15 protein-coding genes are annotated in these 16236 nt (G+C 53.5%); 8 read left to right on the top strand and 7 right to left on the bottom strand.

The genetic code is table 11. The features are described from left to right. Positions 1 to 9: 9 nt before the first annotated feature. Positions 10 to 1368: an MFS transporter gene (locus WM46_RS02505; RefSeq protein ID WP_061074703.1), complete on the bottom strand. Its 1359-nt coding sequence runs from the start codon at positions 1366 to 1368 to the stop codon at positions 10 to 12. 126 nt (positions 1369 to 1494) lie between these two features. Between WM46_RS02505 and WM46_RS02500 the strand changes: the two genes are divergently transcribed. The 6 genes from WM46_RS02500 to WM46_RS02475 all read left to right on the top strand — a co-directional run bounded on the left by WM46_RS02500 (position 1495) and on the right by WM46_RS02475 (position 5806). Next, positions 1495 to 2403, top strand: coding sequence for a LysR family transcriptional regulator (locus WM46_RS02500; protein WP_042317990.1), 909 nt, complete (start codon positions 1495 to 1497; stop codon positions 2401 to 2403). 131 nt (positions 2404 to 2534) lie between these two features. Further along, positions 2535 to 2933, top strand: coding sequence for a CidA/LrgA family protein (locus tag WM46_RS02495; protein ID WP_046481609.1), 399 nt, complete (start codon positions 2535 to 2537; stop codon positions 2931 to 2933). Next, positions 2930 to 3625, top strand: a complete 696-nt coding sequence (locus WM46_RS02490) for a CidB/LrgB family autolysis modulator (RefSeq protein WP_102601319.1) — start codon at positions 2930 to 2932, stop codon at positions 3623 to 3625. The genes WM46_RS02495 and WM46_RS02490 overlap by 4 nt, the downstream gene beginning before the upstream one ends. A 129-nt stretch (positions 3626 to 3754) precedes the next feature. Beyond that, positions 3755 to 4639 (top strand): cytidine deaminase, encoded by an 885-nt coding sequence (gene cdd, locus WM46_RS02485; RefSeq protein WP_102601318.1) that lies wholly within the window; start codon positions 3755 to 3757, stop codon positions 4637 to 4639. Between the two features lie 205 nt (positions 4640 to 4844). Beyond that, entirely contained in the window at positions 4845 to 5564 is a 720-nt protein-coding gene (sanA, locus tag WM46_RS02480; protein WP_061074706.1) for an outer membrane permeability protein SanA, read from the top strand. Positions 5565 to 5566: 2 nt separating this feature from the next. Further along, positions 5567 to 5806: a DUF2542 family protein gene (locus WM46_RS02475; protein WP_044258646.1), complete on the top strand. Its 240-nt coding sequence runs from the start codon at positions 5567 to 5569 to the stop codon at positions 5804 to 5806. A gap of 51 nt (positions 5807 to 5857) precedes the next feature. On the opposite strand, the gene mglC is transcribed toward WM46_RS02475, so the two are convergent. The 6 genes from mglC to folE form a co-directional block, all read right to left on the bottom strand. Beyond that, positions 5858 to 6868, bottom strand: a complete 1011-nt coding sequence (gene mglC / locus WM46_RS02470) for a galactose/methyl galactoside ABC transporter permease MglC (protein WP_043000126.1) — start codon at positions 6866 to 6868, stop codon at positions 5858 to 5860. A gap of 15 nt (positions 6869 to 6883) precedes the next feature. Beyond that, positions 6884 to 8404 (bottom strand): galactose/methyl galactoside ABC transporter ATP-binding protein MglA, encoded by a 1521-nt coding sequence (gene mglA / locus WM46_RS02465; RefSeq protein ID WP_102601317.1) that lies wholly within the window; start codon positions 8402 to 8404, stop codon positions 6884 to 6886. Between the two features lie 66 nt (positions 8405 to 8470). Continuing rightward, positions 8471 to 9469 (bottom strand): galactose/glucose ABC transporter substrate-binding protein MglB, encoded by a 999-nt coding sequence (gene mglB, locus WM46_RS02460; RefSeq protein WP_061074709.1) that lies wholly within the window; start codon positions 9467 to 9469, stop codon positions 8471 to 8473. A 294-nt stretch (positions 9470 to 9763) separates the two neighbouring features. Further along, positions 9764 to 10789, bottom strand: a complete 1026-nt coding sequence (gene galS, locus WM46_RS02455) for an HTH-type transcriptional regulator GalS (RefSeq protein WP_102601316.1) — start codon at positions 10787 to 10789, stop codon at positions 9764 to 9766. A 142-nt stretch (positions 10790 to 10931) separates the two neighbouring features. Then, positions 10932 to 12089 carry a DUF418 domain-containing protein YeiB gene (yeiB, locus tag WM46_RS02445; RefSeq protein WP_102601315.1) on the bottom strand — a complete coding sequence of 386 codons (1158 nt, stop codon included), beginning with the start codon at positions 12087 to 12089 and terminating at the stop codon, positions 10932 to 10934. 14 nt (positions 12090 to 12103) lie between these two features. Beyond that, the gene (gene folE, locus WM46_RS02440) at positions 12104 to 12772 is read right to left on the bottom strand and encodes a GTP cyclohydrolase I FolE (RefSeq protein ID WP_043000121.1); all 669 of its coding nucleotides are present in this window, start codon (positions 12770 to 12772) and stop codon (positions 12104 to 12106) included. 308 nt (positions 12773 to 13080) lie between these two features. Here folE and fghA point away from each other — a divergent pair, with 308 nt between their 5' ends. Both fghA and WM46_RS02425 read left to right on the top strand, forming a co-directional pair. Beyond that, positions 13081 to 13917, top strand: a complete 837-nt coding sequence (gene fghA, locus WM46_RS02430) for an S-formylglutathione hydrolase (RefSeq protein WP_102601314.1) — start codon at positions 13081 to 13083, stop codon at positions 13915 to 13917. Positions 13918 to 14202: 285 nt separating this feature from the next. Then, positions 14203 to 16188: a ligand-gated channel protein gene (locus tag WM46_RS02425; protein ID WP_102601313.1), complete on the top strand. Its 1986-nt coding sequence runs from the start codon at positions 14203 to 14205 to the stop codon at positions 16186 to 16188. Positions 16189 to 16236: the final 48 nt, after the last annotated feature.

The raw sequence follows: 16236 nt of genomic DNA, 5'->3' as shown, positions 1-16236 counted from the left end.
GGATTCTCCTTATTCGTTCACGACGCTTGCGTGCGGCATAACATCAGGGACAGAGGCTGACTGGCGGACAACGACCGTGAGTACGGCTAACATCACCGCGCTGATGGCCGCCGGAACAGCGATAATGAAAAACAAGGTGTCGAAAGAGAAATTCATCGCCATCATCACGCCGCCGGAAAGCGAACCGACAATCGCTCCGCAGCGCCCCACCGCGTTGGACCAGCTCACGCCCGTCGCCCGACTCTGGGTGGGATAGAGCGTGGCGGTTAAAGCATTGAGGCCCACCTGCGATCCGCTGATACCCACCCCGGTACCAAAAATCGCCAGCGCCATCAGCCATAAACCGTTTTCGCTCAGACCAATCATGACGATGCATACCGCTCCCAGCGCGTAGCTCACGGCCAGCACCCGGAAGGGATTGTGTTTATCCATCAGCACGCCCAATGCCAGCGCGCCGAGCGTACCGCCAATCTGGAACGCCGCCGTCACCCAGGAAGCCTGCTGCAGGTCAATCCCACGATGGTTCAACAGCGTCGGCATCCAGCTCGACAGCAGATAGATGATTAACAGGCTCATGAAGAACACCACCCATAACATCAGGGTAATGGGCAACTGACGGCCAACAAACAGCTGACGAATGCTGCCTTTGGCAATCGCCGCCGCCTCCTGGAGGTAAAACTGAGTATTGTCGTAACGCTCGCCGGTGATCGCGCTGACCGTTCTGGCGATGGTTGCCTGCGGTAGCTGACGACGTACCTGCCAGCGCGGAGATTCCGGCAGGACCGCGAGCAGGACAAAGAACAGCATCAGCGGTAACACGCCGCCGAGGACCAGAATCCCGTGCCAGCCAATAACCGGCACCAGCTGCGCGCTGACAATCCCGCCCATCGCTGAACCGAGCGTAAAGCCGCAGAACATCAGGGTGACCAGCGCGCCGCGGCGGCGGGCGGGCAGGTATTCAGAGGTCATCGTGATGGTGTTGGGCATGGCGCCGCCCAGGCCAAGACCGGTCAGAAAGCGCAGGATAACCAGCGTTTGCAGATCCGGCGAAAAGGCGGAAATCAGGCTCAGCGCGCCAAACAGCGCCACGCAGAGCTCAATCACCCGTTTGCGACCGAAGCGGTCAGACAGGGGTCCACAAAGTAAGGCGCCGGCGGTAAGGCCTAACAGACCTGCGCCAAACAGCGGGGCGAGGTCTCCGGCAGTTAACTGCCAGTGGGTACGAATATCGGGTGCAATAAAGCCGATGGCTGCGGTATCAAAACCATCAAGCATGACCACCAGAAAGCAGCAGATGATCACCCGCCACTGTGTCTTGCTGACAGGAGCAGCATCGATCAGGGCTTGTAGTTCACGTCGTTGAGTCATAGTGAATGCCTCGGTGCAGGTAGGGACAGATGTTGTTTTGTTTTTGGTATGTTACGAGTTTGTAGACTGGGCGATAAAATGTACAATGACATTTCATGCAGAGACATAACCTGGAGGTTATCGCTGATGGCAAACTGGGCGCAAAAACTGAAGCTGCACCATCTGCAAATGCTGGTGGCGCTGGGCGAACAAGGGAATCTCACGCACGTAGCGCGAATGATGAATATCACCCAGCCCGCGCTGTCGAAATGGCTTTCACAGCTCGAAGATGAGATGGGGATCACGCTCTTTGAGCGTCACAGTAAAGGCCTGCGCCCCTCGGAAGGCGGCAAGTTGCTGCTGCAACACGCCCAGCGTTTAATCAATGACATGGAGCGCTCGCAGTATGAAATGGCGCGCTTTAAAGAAGGCGGGCTGGTAGGGAGTCTGAAGATTGGCTGCTCGCCGGTGGCGACCGACTGTGTATCGCAGGCGATCCTCAATCTGCTCGTTGAGATGCCGACGCTGCACCTTAACATTGAAGAAAAGGTCATGACGCCGCTGTTACACGACCTGCTTGCCGGTTCCGTGGATGTCGTGGTCGGCCGCGTCGGTGGGCGAGCGCTGCAGCTTCCGCTCAATTATCAGGTGCTGTATACCGAACCCGTTTGCTTTGTCGCCCGTCCCCACCATCCGCTAGCGAAGTTTGACACCCTGAGCTGGGCCGATCTCGCGCACTGGCGCTGGATCGTCTGGCCGACGGGGACGCCTATCCGCCTGAGTATTGATAACGCGCTGGTCGATAACGGCGTGATGCTGCCGGAAAACACCATCGAGTCGGCATCAATGAACGTCAGTACTAACCTGCTGCAAAGCAGCGATATGATCTCTATCCTTTCTTTACGGCTGGCGCAGCGCTATGCCAGTCAGGGACAGCTGGTGATCCTCAACCTGCCGAAGATTGAACAGAAAGGCAGCGTGGGCGTGTTCTGGCGCAATAATGAGACGCCGTCCAGCGCGCTGAGTCGTTTTCTGCAACTGCTGGCACAAGTTTAGCATCACGTATTGGGGATATTGCCCAATGTTCCCGCTGTCTATGTTCAGTATGCTAAGAATTCATGATGTGATCGATAGCACGTTTTAAAGTTTAATTGTATGATGAATCCGTCGCTTCAAGGAATTTCAACATGAGCAAGACACTGAATATCATCTGGCAATACTTACGCGCTTTCGTGCTGATTTATGCCTGTCTGTATGCAGGAATTTTTATTGCGTCCCTGCTGCCCGTCGCGATTTCTGGCAGCATCATCGGGATGCTGATCCTGTTTGTGCTGCTGGCGCTGCAAATCATCCCGGCGAAATGGGTGAACCCTGGCTGCTATGTGCTGATTCGCTATATGGCGCTGTTGTTTGTGCCGATTGGCGTCGGCGTGATGCAGTACTTCGATCTGCTGCGCGCGCAGTTCGGCCCGGTGGTGGTGTCGTGTGCAATCAGTACGCTGGTGGTGTTTCTGGTAGTGAGCTGGAGTTCACACCTGGTTCACGGTGAACGGAAAGTGGTCGGTCAGAAAGGATCTAAAGAATGATGTCGTCAATCTGGTGGTCTTTACCGCTGACGCTGGCGGTTTTTTTCGGCGCGCGCAAACTGGCTGCACGGTTTAAATTTCCTTTACTGAATCCGCTGCTGGTGGCGATGGTGGTGATTATCCCATTCCTTCTGCTGACCGGTATCCCCTACGCCAGCTATTTTAAAGGTAGCGAAGTACTGAATGACCTGCTGCAACCGGCAGTCGTGGCGCTGGCCTATCCACTGTACGAACAGCTGCATCAGATTCGCGCCCGCTGGAAGTCAATCATTACCATCTGCTTTGTCGGCAGCGTTGTGGCTATGGTCACCGGCACCTCGGTGGCGCTGCTGATGGGCGCCACGCCTGAAATCGCCGCCTCCGTGTTACCGAAATCCGTCACTACGCCGATTGCGATGGCCGTGGGCGGCAGCATCGGCGGTATCCCGGCGGTTAGCGCCGTGTGCGTGATTTTCGTCGGTATTCTCGGCGCCGTCTTTGGTCATACGTTGTTAAACGCGATGCGCATTAAAACTAAAGCCGCGCGCGGACTGGCGATGGGCACCGCGTCCCACGCCCTCGGCACCGCCCGCTGCGCGGAGCTGGATTATCAGGAAGGCGCGTTCAGTTCGCTGGCGCTGGTGATTTGCGGGATTATTACCTCGCTGATCGCCCCGTTCCTGTTTCCGATTATTCTCGCGGTCGCGGGCTAAAATTTGCGATACGTCGCACATTTTTAATTTATGTTTCATAAGTTGCATACACAATGAGAATAATATCACACATATAGCCGTAACAGGCCCGTACACTACGATCCCAATACATTGTTATGAGGCAACGCCATGCACCCACGTTTTCAAACTGCCTTTAGCCAACTCGCGGACAACCTGCAATCCGCGCTGGCGCCCATTCTGGCAGATACGCATTTCCCCGCTTCGCTGACGGCTGAGCAGGTATCAATGCTTAAAAGCGCAACGGGACTGGACGAAGACGCGCTGGCATTCGCGCTGCTGCCGCTGGCGGCGGCCTGCGCCTGTACGCCGTTGTCGAACTTCAACGTTGGCGCGATTGCGCGCGGCGTGAGCGGAACGTGGTATTTCGGTGCCAACATGGAATTCCTCGGCGCGACCATGCAACAAACGGTTCATGCGGAACAAAGCGCCATCAGCCACGCCTGGTTGCGCGGAGAAAAAGGTCTCGCGGCGATCACCGTTAACTACACGCCGTGCGGCCACTGCCGCCAGTTTATGAACGAACTGAACAGCGGACTGGATCTGCGCATTCATCTGCCCGGTCGTGAACCGCATACGCTGCGCGACTATTTGCCGGACGCGTTTGGGCCGAAAGATCTCGACATCAAGACGCTGCTGATGGACGAACAGGATCACGGTTTTGCCCCTCAGGGAGATGCGCTGACGCAAGCGGCCATTGCCGCCGCGAGCCGTAGTCATATGCCATACAGCCAGTCACCGAGCGGTGTGGCGCTGGAGTGCAAAGACGGACGTATCTTTAGTGGAAGCTATGGCGAAAACGCCGCGTTTAACCCGACGCTGCCACCGTTGCAGGGGGCACTGATTATGCTGAATCTGAACGGCTACAGTTATGCCGATATTCAGCGTGCGGTTCTGGCGGAAAAAGCCGATGCGCCGCTGATCCAGTGGGATGCCACCGCCGCGACGCTGAAAGCGCTGGGCTGCAGCAACATCGATCGCGTGCTGTTGGGTTAAAGGTCTAATGACGCCCGTTCACAGGCCGGACAAGGCGTTTTCACCGCTATCCGGTCTAACCGCCTGATGGCGCTACGCTTATCAGGCCTACGTTTGTTTCATGCGGTATTGCTGAAAATCCCCCCAATCAGACTGCTGTTTCTTGCGCTTCGCCAGCGGGTACAGTAGCCTGATTGAAATTTCATCCAGTGACAGAGTTTTCTTCATGCTAAAGCGCGCACTCTACAGCCTGTTGGTCCTGATCGGCTTGCTGCTGTTGATCGTGCTGGGCCTTGATCGCTGGATGAGCTGGAAAACCGCCCCCTATATTTACGACGAGCTTCAGGACCTGCCCTACCGCCAGGTTGGCGTGGTGCTCGGCACGGCTAAATATTATCGCACCGGGGTGATCAACCAGTATTATCGCTACCGTATTCAGGGCGCGCTGAACGCCTATAACAGCGGCAAGGTTAACTATCTGCTGCTCAGCGGCGACAACGCCCTGCAAAGCTATAACGAACCGATGACGATGCGCAAAGACCTGATTGCCGCTGGCGTCGATCCTGCCGACATCGTGTTAGATTACGCCGGATTCCGCACGCTCGATTCGATTGTCCGCACCCGTAAAGTCTTCGACACTAATGACTTCATCATCATTACCCAGCGCTTCCACTGCGAGCGCGCATTGTTTATCGCCCTGCATATGGGGATTCAGGCGCAGTGCTACGCCGTGCCGTCGCCAAAAGATATGCTGACGGTTCGGGTACGCGAGTTTGGCGCACGCTTTGGCGCGCTGGCCGATCTGTATCTGTTTAAACGTGAACCCCGGTTTCTCGGCCCGTTAGTGCCCATCCCCACCCTGCATCAGGTTCCCGACGATGCCCAGGGATATCCGGCCGTGACGCCAGAACAATTGCTTGAACTGCAAAAGAGACAAGGAAAATAAGCATGGAAGACAAAACTCTCTTTATCGTGATTGGCGTACTGATGATCGTCGCCTGGACCTTGCGGGAAGGCATTAAAGGGTTACGCTCCGGCGTCGTTGAGAAAACGGTTAAAGGTTCGCAAACGCCGCGCTTAATTCAGCGCGCTGCGGAACCTGGCGCTTACTGGAGCTATATTGGCGTCTACTTTGGCCTTTCGGTCGGTGCGCTGCTTGTCGGCATCTGGTTGGTTTTTATCAAATAAAAAAACCGGCGCAGAACATGTCTGCACCGGTTTGATTCTGCCCTGAAGGGATTACTTCTTACGCGCGTATTTCAGTGAATCCAGCGCGACCGCGAAGATGATGATGCCGCCTTTGATGATGTACTGCCAGTACGGGTTAACGCCGATGTAGGTCAGACCGTAGTTGATGACGGTAAAGATGATCACACCGGTCACCACGCCGAACACGGTACCCACCCCGCCGCTAAACGACACACCGCCAACCACGCACGCCGCAATCGCATCCAGTTCGTACATAAAGCCCAGGTTGTTGGTTGCCGAGCCGATACGCCCCGCTTCCAGCAGACCGCCGAAGGCATAGAACACACCGGACAGCGCATAGATCATCAGCAGGTTCAGCGCCACGTTCACGCCTGATACTTTCGCCGCTTCCGGGTTACCGCCGATGGCGAAAATGTTTTTACCGAAGCGAGTTTTATTCCACAGGACCCAGACAAACGCGACGGCGATTAGCGCATAGAACGTGATATACGAAAGCCGGAAGCTGCCCAGTGCGATAAAGCCCTGCGCGAACGTCGAGAAGCCGCTATCAAAGCCCGAAATCGGCGAGGCCCCCACGAAGTCGTAATACAGGGAGTTGATCCCGTAGACGATAATCATCGTGCCGAGCGTCGTAATAAATGGCGTTACGTTCAGGTAAGCAATAATAATCCCGTTCACCAGACCGATGACCGCGCCAATAGCGCAGACAATCAGGATCACCAGCGCAATCGGCATGGTCGCCATTTCGGGGAACACTTTATTGGCGTTCTCCATCGACTGCAGCAGCGTTGCCGCTACCACCGCCGCCAGACCTACCTGACGACCCGCTGACAGGTCTGTCCCCTGGGTGACAATCAGACCGGCGACCCCCAGTGCAATAATAATACGCACGGAAGACTGGGTCAGAATATTACTTAAGTTAAGCAGACTTAAGAACGTGGGATCCTGGAAAATAATAATGGCCAGCAAGACTAAAAGAACGACGTAAATACCGCCCTCTTTCAGATAAGTAAGAAAACTTTTCTTATTTAACGCACTCATGAGGAGCCCCTGATCTTAAAGGTGCAAAGACGCAAGACGCAGAATTTCGTTTTGCGTTGTCGTTTTTGTATCAACAATTCCAGAAACGAGGCCGTTGCTCATGACCAGAATACGATCCGTTATCCCTAACAATTCCGGCATTTCGGAGGAGATAATAATGATCCCCTTACCTTTTTTCGCCAGTTCCGCAATTAACTGATAAATTTCAAACTTCGCACCGACGTCGATCCCACGGGTGGGTTCGTCGAGCATTAAAATTTCCGGTTGCGTCAGCAGCCAGCGACCAATAACCACTTTCTGCTGGTTACCGCCCGAAAGCGAACCAATTTGCGTCTTGTGACCTGGCGTTTTTACCCGCATGGAGTCAATAACCCATTGGGTATCACTTTTCATTCGCGAGTTATCTAACAGACCCACTTTATTTTTGTAATTCTGAATATTGGAAATTAAGGAGTTAAAACCAATGTCCAGATAAGCGTAAATCCCGGTGGAACGACGCTCTTCTGTGACCAGCGCGAAACCGTGGTTAATGGCTTCATTCGCACTGTGGTTATTAATGTTTTTGCCGTGCAGCGTAATCGTACCCGATGATTTCTCACGGATACCAAACAGCGTTTCAACGATGTCAGTGCGCTTAGCGCCGACCAGTCCTGCGATGCCGAGGATCTCGCCTTTATGCAAATCAAAGGAAACATCCCGAATCGACGGCTGGCGCAGCGAGGTCAGGTTACGCACTTCCAGAATGACTTCACCCGGATTGTTAACTTTATCCGGGAATCGCTGGTTCAGGGAACGACCAACCATCATGGCGATGATCTTGTCCATATCCAGCCCTTCCAGCGGTTGCGTCGCAATCCACTGCCCGTCGCGCAGCACGGTAATTTCATCACACAACTGGAAAATTTCTTCCATTTTGTGGGAGATATAGACAATACCGCAGCCGCGTTCTTTCAGCTTACGAATAATGGTGAACAGATGGTTGACCTCTTTTTCGGTTAACGAAGAGGTCGGTTCATCCATAATCACAATTTTCGCGTTATACGAAAACGCTTTGGCAATTTCGATCATCTGCATTTGCGACACGGACAATGTTCCAACGCGCGCACGCGGATCGATATCAATATCCAGCTCGTCAAAAATCGCCTTGGTATCGCGGTACATTTTCTCCTGATCGACAAACATGCCTTTGGTGGGATAACGTCCCAGCCACATGTTGTCCATAACAGAACGTTGTAATACCAGGTTTAACTCCTGGTGTACCATTGAAATACCATTCTCCAGCGCTTCTTTGGCTGAATGAAAATCGATTTCTTTACCCTGAAATAATATGCTGCCAGAATCTTTTTGATAGATCCCAAAAAGACATTTTAATAGTGTCGACTTTCCTGCGCCATTCTCTCCCATTAATGCATGAATCGAATGTGGGCGGACTTTTAAATTAACATTATCAAGTGCCTTAACGCCGGGAAAAGACTTGTTGATGCCGCTCATTTCCAACAAGAATTCGCCTGACGGCTGAGTAGTTGTGCTGACCATAATTATACCTTGTTGGCCTCGCAGAGTGCGTGATGAAAGGGCGCGATAACATCGCGCCCCACAAACTTACTTCTTGGTGAACTCGGCCAGGTTATCTTTATCAACGCCTACGTAAGGAACGCGGACGATTTTATTTTCGATTTTCCACTCAGTGCCGTCAGCCGCACCTTTGCCATCGGCAAGGTTTTTCGCCAGGTCAAAGGTCGCTTTCGCCTGGTTGTTCGCATCGTTCAGCACAGTACCGGCCAGTGCGCCGGATTTCACCAGTGCCAGCGCTTCTGGCAGCGCATCGACGCCAAATACCGGTACGCTGGTTTTGTTGTGCGCTTTCAGCGCTTCAACGGCACCCATTGCCATCGCATCGTTGTTGGCGATAACGACTTCAATTTTGTTGGCGTTCGGACCGGAAAGCCACGCATCCATTTTGTCCTTCGCCATTGCGGTGTCCCACATTGCGGTATCTAACTGCAGCTGCTCGGTTTTGATGCCTTTGTCGTTCAGCTCTTTGATAACGTAAGTGGTACGCGCTTCAGCATCCGGATGACCCGGCTCGCCTTTCAGCAGCACGAACTGAATCTGACCGTCTTTGTTCAGATCCCAGCCCTGGTTTGCCGCCCAGTGTTTGGCAATCAGATCGCCCTGGATAATACCGGATTCTTTGGAGTCGGTACCCACATAGAAAGCTTTGTCGTAGCTGTCCAGCGCTTTACGGGAAGGTTCTTTGTTGAAGAATACGATAGGAACGTTTTGACCGCGCGCTTTCTCAATAACAGTGCCCGCCGCCGCCGGGTCAACCAGGTTGATGGCCAGCGCTTTCACACCTTTTGCCAGCAGCACGTCAATCTGATCGTTTTGTTTGGACTGGTCGTTCTGGGAGTCGTTCATCAGCAGCTGAACGTCAGGCGCTGCTTTTGCGTCTGCTTCGATAGCCTTACGCACCACGGACATAAAGTTATCGTCATATTTGTAGATTGTCACACCGATGCGAGTATCAGCAGCGTGCGCAGCCGCGCCGAATAACATGCTTGCCATAACGGCAGAAAGGGTCAACACCTTCTTATTCATGGTAACTCCGGTTTTATTATGCAGGGTAGTACGTAAGATAAATGCCCGGCGGGACAAAACGTTAATGAAGTGTTATGTGAACGCCGAAGCTCATTTTAAAAAAATCTCTCTTCCTTGCCCGGTAACGCTCCAGAAATAGGCTTTAATTTCGCTTAAAGCGCTTTTACCTCGGTAAAAGTGATTACTCACAGTTACATCGTAGTTACAGTGCGACAAGCGGTGCCATCATAGCGACGACAATGTTAAGATACTGTGAATTTACTCACATATTGAAAGCGGTTACATCCGGCGAAATCATAAGTTAGTGATCGCCGCCGCATTCTGTCGTACAGCAACCGAATGACGCCGTACGAGGGTCGGCATGAAGCAGTGGGTCGCGGATAAATCCAGCGTTCCGGCGGCCCCCTGCAAGGCAAGTTCTGTCGCCAGTTTTGCCATAGAAGCAATGGGATAGCGCACCGTTGTCAACTGGGGATCGGTGTAACGGGCGATGGGAATATCGTCGAAACCAATGATTGAAAGGTGTAAGGGAATGGAAATGCCGTTGTCCTTTAGCGCGGTCAGCGCGCCGGCGGCCATATTGTCGTTATAGGCAAACACGGCGCTTAGCTGCAGGTTGCGCCCCAGCAGCTCAACCATTGCCGCCTCACCGCCCTGCATATCCGGCGATCCGATGCCAATCCAGCTTTCCGGGGGAATAATGCCCTGCTCCTTAAGCGCACTGCTCCACCCTTCCCGGCGCATGACGTCATCTTCAATGCGGTGGCTGGAAGCCAGATAGCCAATGCGCTGATGACCGTTATTCAATAACATGCGGGTCGCCATTTTCGCGCCGCTGATATTGTCCAGACAGACGCAGCGGTGGGCGTAGCCGGGGACAATGCGGTTGATCAGCACCATACCGGGGATCTGATCCATAAACTCGCCCAGTTCCCGATCGCTTAACGCTTTTGAGTGGACGATCAGCGCGTTGCAGCGCTGGCGGATCAACACCTCAATGGCGTGACGCTCTTTTTCGGCTTCATGATAGCTGTTACCGATCAGCACATATTTTTGATGCTGCTGGGCGACCAGATCCACCGCTTTCACCAGCGCGCCAAAAAACGCATCGGACACGTCCATCACCACCACGCCAATGGTTTCACTGACCTGCGTGGCCAGTGCCTGGGCATTGGCATTTGGTCGATAGCCCAGCAGCGTCACCGCCTTCATTACCGCCTCGCGCGTATCGGGACTGACCAGCGCGCTGTTATTTAATACGCGGGAAACCGTCGCTACGGATACGCCTGCCTGACGCGCCACATCACGAATGGTGATCATATTCACTACCCTGTCTGGAATTGCAGCCACTCGCTGCATAACTGGCGGCTATTTTGTCAGCGGAGGGAAAAGGACTACGTGAGTGCGGTCACAGCGATGAAAGCGCTTACATCCATTTTGTTAATGATTGTGATCCAGATCGTTATCTGGATGTATGGGACAATGATGTCCCTGACGCACGCAGGGTTAATTGCCGCCAGAGCCACTCCACGGGGCCCTGAGGCAGGAATCGTAACCAGATCACGGAGAAAAGCAGGTTTGCCAGCCACACAGGGAAGACAAACAGCAGAAGTTCCAGTCGGTCAAATTTCATAAATAAGCCGAATTGATAAAACAGCATGGTGCAAATCACGGTTTGCAGCAGATAATTTGTCAGCGCCATTCGCCCGACGCAGGCAATCGCAAGAACGATTTTACTGCGGCTTAGCTGCGGCCAGTAACCAAACATCAGGGCGGTATAGCCGAGCGTCTGAAACGGTGCGCTAAGCTCGCGCGGAGCCTGTAACAAGAACGCGCACCAGCGATAGTTCCAGTCCAGTTGCCACTGTGCAACCACGGCAGGCAGGTTAATCAGCAGACCCACGGCGATCAGTAAAAAACCGCTGCGCCGGTAATGCGAAAGACGAAATTGCCCTTTCAGCCAGCCACTGCGCATCAGTGCCGCCCCGAGCAACATCATACCCGCCAGTTGCCAGCCGTACTGCGCTCCCAACGCCAGCAGGCTGTTCGATAAGGCATCGACCCGGTTGCTGACGGCTTCCACGCCGCCATTCACCTTCCAGTATCGTTCATACAGCAACGCCGAGGCATCCGGTGTCCAGGCGCGGTTGGTTTCACTGCCAGAGATCGCGCCAAGCAACAGCAGAACGCCAATGCCGACCAGATAGAGCAACACGCCGGTGTTAAACAGGCTTTTCACCGATGGCGCATCGCGTACCAGTCGCCAGCAGATCAGCCCTACCAACCCATAGGCCAGCAGAATATCACCATCCCAAAACAGCAAGGCATGAATAAAACCGAGTAGCACCAGCAGGGTCAAACGAGACTGGATCCAGCGCTTGCCGCGTGGCAGCAGCATTTGCAGGCCCGCGCCAAACAGCAGTGCAAACAGAGTGAGGAATTTTACCTGCGCGAACAGATCCAGAATGGCCCATGTCCAGGCATCGGAAGCCGTGATAGTTCCATACCAGGCGGGATTGAGGTAAGCCGCCTTTGGCAGGCCAAAGGCGCTAATATTCAATAACAGGATGCCGAGGATGGCAACGCCACGAACAAAATCCAGCGTGACATTACGCTCCATAGCTCCTGCCTTAATCAGTTGTGATGACGGACAGCGCGCAAAAATTCCTGACGCGTATTCTGGCTCGATTTAAACAGACCGCCAAGCGAGGTGGTGGTCGTCGCACTGGTCGCATCGCGAATACCGCGCGCTTTCACGCAGTAATGCACCGCATCAATCGATACAGCCACGTTATTGGTTCCCAGCAGAGTTTGCAGCGCGGTCAGGATCTGTTGCGTTAGACGCTCCTGTACCTGCGGACGTTGGGCAAAGAACTGGACGATGCGGTTGATCTTCGACAAACCAATCACCGACTCTTTCGGAATATAGGCCACAGTGGCTTTACCATCAATGGTCACAAAATGGTGTTCACACGTGCTGGTGAGAGTGATGTCGCGTACGGTGACCATCTCATCGACTTTCATTTTGTTTTCAATGACGGTGATTTTCGGGAAATTGGCGTAATCCAGGCCTGAGAAAATCTCATCGACATACATTTTGGCGATACGATGCGGCGTTTCCATCAGGCTGTCATCGCTCAGGTCGAGGTTCAGCAACTGCATGATCTCGGTCATATGGCCTGAGATAAGACGTTTGCGCGTTTCGTTATCCATCTCATGCACGGGCGGGCGCAGCGGCGTTTCCAGCCCTCGCGCTACCAGCGCTTCATGAACCAGGGCCGCTTCTTTACTGAGTGATGACATTTATTCTTCTCCTGCAGGTGTGGCGCCTCTGCCCTACGTGGGGCAAAGTTTGTAGGCTGTAGACAGCCTGATTATTGTGCGTGAGGCCGCGCACATAATCCAGTATTCACAACGATAATTATTGAAATCGCCGTTGCCTTTCAAACTGTGTTTCGCAAAAGGCGACGGGAAGGGTTACATCGGCGTGTTCTCGATGATGAAGCAAGTCTGCGTGATGCGGAAGTGAAAGTTACTCACAGTGCCATGAATTATCTGTATTATGGGGAGTTTGCGAACACATTCAGGTTCAACACAACAAGGAGCCACGCATGGAAATGCTCGAAGAGCACCGCTGTTTTGAAGGCTGGCAGCAACGCTGGCGTCACGACTCCACCACGCTGAACTGTGCAATGACGTTCAGCATTTTTCTCCCTCCCCCTCGCGATACTACCCCTCCGCCAGTTCTGTATTGGCTGTCCGGGTTAACCTGTAATGATGAAAACTTTACCACCAAAGCCGGTGCGCAGCGTATCGCGGCTGAATTAGGTATCGTTTTAGTCATGCCGGATACCAGCCCACGCGGCGAACAGGTCGCCAACGATGAGGGATATGATCTGGGTCAGGGGGCCGGTTTTTATCTCAATGCAACCCAGCAACCCTGGGCTGCCCATTTCCGCATGTATGATTACGTGCGGGACGAACTCCCGTCGCTGATTCAGGCGCATTTTAACGTCAGCGATCGCTGCGCGATCAGTGGACACTCCATGGGCGGTCACGGTGCGCTGATCATGGCGTTGAAAAATCCAGGCAAATACACCAGCGTTTCTGCTTTCGCTCCCATCGTTAACCCGTGCCGCGTCCCGTGGGGCGAAAAAGCGTTTCTCGCCTATCTGGGCGAGGATCGCACCGCATGGGCCCAATGGGACAGCTGCGCGTTGATGTACGCCAGCCAACCGGAAGACGCTATCCCGACGCTGGTTGACCAGGGCGACAGCGATCAGTTTCTGGCCGATCAGTTGCAACCCGCCGTTCTGGCTGAAGCCGCACGCCAGACCGCATGGCCGATGACGCTGCGTATTCAGCCTGGTTACGATCACAGCTATTACTTTATTGCCTCATTCATTGAGGATCATCTGCGCTTCCATGCCGAACATTTGATGAAATAACCGCAGGAGGGCAATGTGCCCTCCTTTTTCTTCTCCACTTCTCCATGATTTCTTCATTTTTTCCTCACATTTACGTTCCTCTATCTTATTGACTTCAAAGGTTTTCTCTTAAAAATCAACCAAACGCAAATGATTTCAATTATCATTAGTGTTTACAAATATTCATTCTTTTGTACAATTTCCCCCGCTTCTTTACCGCTAAGAGTTCTTAAAAGACAAACACATACAGTTGTCATGGCCTTTTTACATGACACGCGGTTTTTACTCGTTTAATGGAATGACAAAATGACCATACCTCACGTTAAGGCTATTGCCGTCGTCGTCAGCGCGGCATGCCTCCCATCGCTCGTTCATGCTGCCGATCAGGATACCGTTGTTGTTACCGCGACGGGATTTGAGCAGAAAATCCAGAATGCCCCAGCTTCGATTTCGGTTATTTCAAAACAGCAAATTGAAGACAAAGCTTACCGTGACGTTACCGATGCACTGAAAGATGTCCCTGGCGTGGTCGTCACCGGCGGGGGCAGCAGCAGTGATATCAGCATCCGCGGGATGGCGTCGCAATACACGCTGTTCCTGGTGAACGGTAAACGCATCAGCACTCGCGGTACGCGTCCGAATAGCGATAATTCTGGGATCGAGCAGGGCTGGCTGCCGCCGCTGGAGTCCATCGAGCGTATCGAAGTCATCCGTGGCCCGATGTCCTCGCTGTATGGCTCCGATGCGATGGGCGGCGTGATTAACGTGATCACCAAAAAAGTCTCTAACACCAAAGGCTGGACTGGCTCTCTGCACGGCGACGCGACCTTCCAGGAAAACAGCGACTCCGGCGATCTGTTCCAGACTAATGCCTATGCCTCGGGTCCGCTGATCGACGGTTTGCTGGGCGCGAAAGTCACCGGGCTGCTGTCTCGCCGCGCAGAAGACCAGATCGTCAACGGTTACAATGAGCAACGCCTGCGTAACGGCGGTCTGACCCTTAACTTTACACCGGACGATAAAAACGACATCGATTTTGATATCGCTCGTGAATTGCAGGATCGCGACAGTACGCCCGGCAAGTCTATGGCCGAGGAAACCTGCCGGAATGGCTCCTGTAAGCCAAACACGAAAAGTGAAAACCGCTATGAACACACCACATATTCACTGACGCACAGCGGCTATTACGATGATTTCAACAGCACCAGCTATATCCAGCAGGAAGAGACCAACAACCCGGGTCGTGAAATGAAGTCGTACAACACGATCTTCAATAACCAGAACCAGATTTTCCTCGGCGCCCATACTATGACGCTGGGCGGTCAGTACCGTTATGAAAAACTGAGCGATAACGGCAACCAACTGAAAGCGGCGGACGGTCTGAATAAGCTGACCCGCTGGAGCTGGGCGCTGTTTGCAGAAGACGAATGGGCGATGACCGACAGCTTTACCCTGACCGGCGGGATCCGCATGGATAAAGATGAAAACTACGGCGACAACTGGACGCCGCGCGGTTATGGCGTCTGGCATCTGAGCGATCAATGGACCTTAAAAGGCGGCGTCTCCGCAGGCTACCGCGCACCCGATCTGCGTCAGTCCTCCGCAAACTGGGGTCAGGTCACCGGTGGTGGTCGTTTGAATGGCATTATTGTCGGTAACCCGGATCTGAAGCCGGAAAAGAGCCTGAGCGAAGAGCTGGGACTGCTGTGGGATAATGGCGATAACCTTAACGCCGGCATCACCCTGTTCAATACCGATTTCAAAGACAAGATCACCGAAGTTCGCCGTTGTAACAGCAGCGCCGATCCGGCCTGTACGATTGGCAGCGAAAGCTATGATTTTGTCAGCGATCGCGTGAACGTTGATAAAGCCAACATGCGCGGCGTGGAATCCACATTCGGCTGGAAGATGACCCGCGACCTTAACTGGACGGCTAACTACACCTATACCGAGTCAGAACAGAAAAGCGGTCAGTTCGAGGGCAAACCGTTAAACAAAATGCCAAAGCATATGTTTAACACCACGCTGGACTGGCAGGCGACTGAGACCGTCGGCTTCTGGAGTCGTCTGAACTTCCGCGGTAAAACGTCTGAATACCTGAGCCGCACCTCAATGTCGCAGGGCACGCCGTCCTATACGCAGGTAGATGTCGGTCTGCGTTACAACGCGAACAAAAACCTGCTGGTGACCGCCGGGGTGTACAACGCGCTGGATAAACAGATTGATTACGATACCTACGACACCATTCTCGATGGTCGTCGTTATACGGTAGGTCTGACGTACAACTTCTGAGTCTCCCCCAACAAAAAGCCTCCGCAACGGAGGCTTTTTTTATCGCTT

Source organism: Citrobacter freundii complex sp. CFNIH2, from assembly GCF_002880615.1.
Classification (GTDB): Bacteria; Pseudomonadota; Gammaproteobacteria; order Enterobacterales; family Enterobacteriaceae; genus Citrobacter_A; species Citrobacter_A amalonaticus_F.
The sequence above is the reverse complement of the archived record's forward strand: the minus strand, read 5'-3'. Positions and strand labels throughout refer to the sequence as shown.

Excerpts from the sequence above, each read along its gene's own strand:
- yeiB (WP_102601315.1), bottom strand. The coding sequence starts at position 12,089 with ATGGAGCGTAATGTCACGCTGGATTTTGTTCGTGGCGTTGCCATCCTC.
- fghA (WP_102601314.1), top strand. The coding sequence starts at position 13,081 with ATGGAAATGCTCGAAGAGCACCGCTGTTTTGAAGGCTGGCAGCAACGC.
- WM46_RS02425 (WP_102601313.1), top strand. The coding sequence starts at position 14,203 with ATGACCATACCTCACGTTAAGGCTATTGCCGTCGTCGTCAGCGCGGCA.
- WM46_RS02505 (WP_061074703.1), bottom strand. The coding sequence starts at position 1,368 with ATGACTCAACGACGTGAACTACAAGCCCTGATCGATGCTGCTCCTGTC.
- mglB (WP_061074709.1), bottom strand. The coding sequence starts at position 9,469 with ATGAATAAGAAGGTGTTGACCCTTTCTGCCGTTATGGCAAGCATGTTA.
- folE (WP_043000121.1), bottom strand. The coding sequence starts at position 12,772 with ATGTCATCACTCAGTAAAGAAGCGGCCCTGGTTCATGAAGCGCTGGTA.
- cdd (WP_102601318.1), top strand. The coding sequence starts at position 3,755 with ATGCACCCACGTTTTCAAACTGCCTTTAGCCAACTCGCGGACAACCTG.
- galS (WP_102601316.1), bottom strand. The coding sequence starts at position 10,789 with ATGATCACCATTCGTGATGTGGCGCGTCAGGCAGGCGTATCCGTAGCG.
- WM46_RS02500 (WP_042317990.1), top strand. The coding sequence starts at position 1,495 with ATGGCAAACTGGGCGCAAAAACTGAAGCTGCACCATCTGCAAATGCTG.
- mglC (WP_043000126.1), bottom strand. The coding sequence starts at position 6,868 with ATGAGTGCGTTAAATAAGAAAAGTTTTCTTACTTATCTGAAAGAGGGC.
- WM46_RS02490 (WP_102601319.1), top strand. The coding sequence starts at position 2,930 with ATGATGTCGTCAATCTGGTGGTCTTTACCGCTGACGCTGGCGGTTTTT.
- WM46_RS02495 (WP_046481609.1), top strand. The coding sequence starts at position 2,535 with ATGAGCAAGACACTGAATATCATCTGGCAATACTTACGCGCTTTCGTG.
- sanA (WP_061074706.1), top strand. The coding sequence starts at position 4,845 with ATGCTAAAGCGCGCACTCTACAGCCTGTTGGTCCTGATCGGCTTGCTG.
- mglA (WP_102601317.1), bottom strand. The coding sequence starts at position 8,404 with ATGGTCAGCACAACTACTCAGCCGTCAGGCGAATTCTTGTTGGAAATG.
- WM46_RS02475 (WP_044258646.1), top strand. The coding sequence starts at position 5,567 with ATGGAAGACAAAACTCTCTTTATCGTGATTGGCGTACTGATGATCGTC.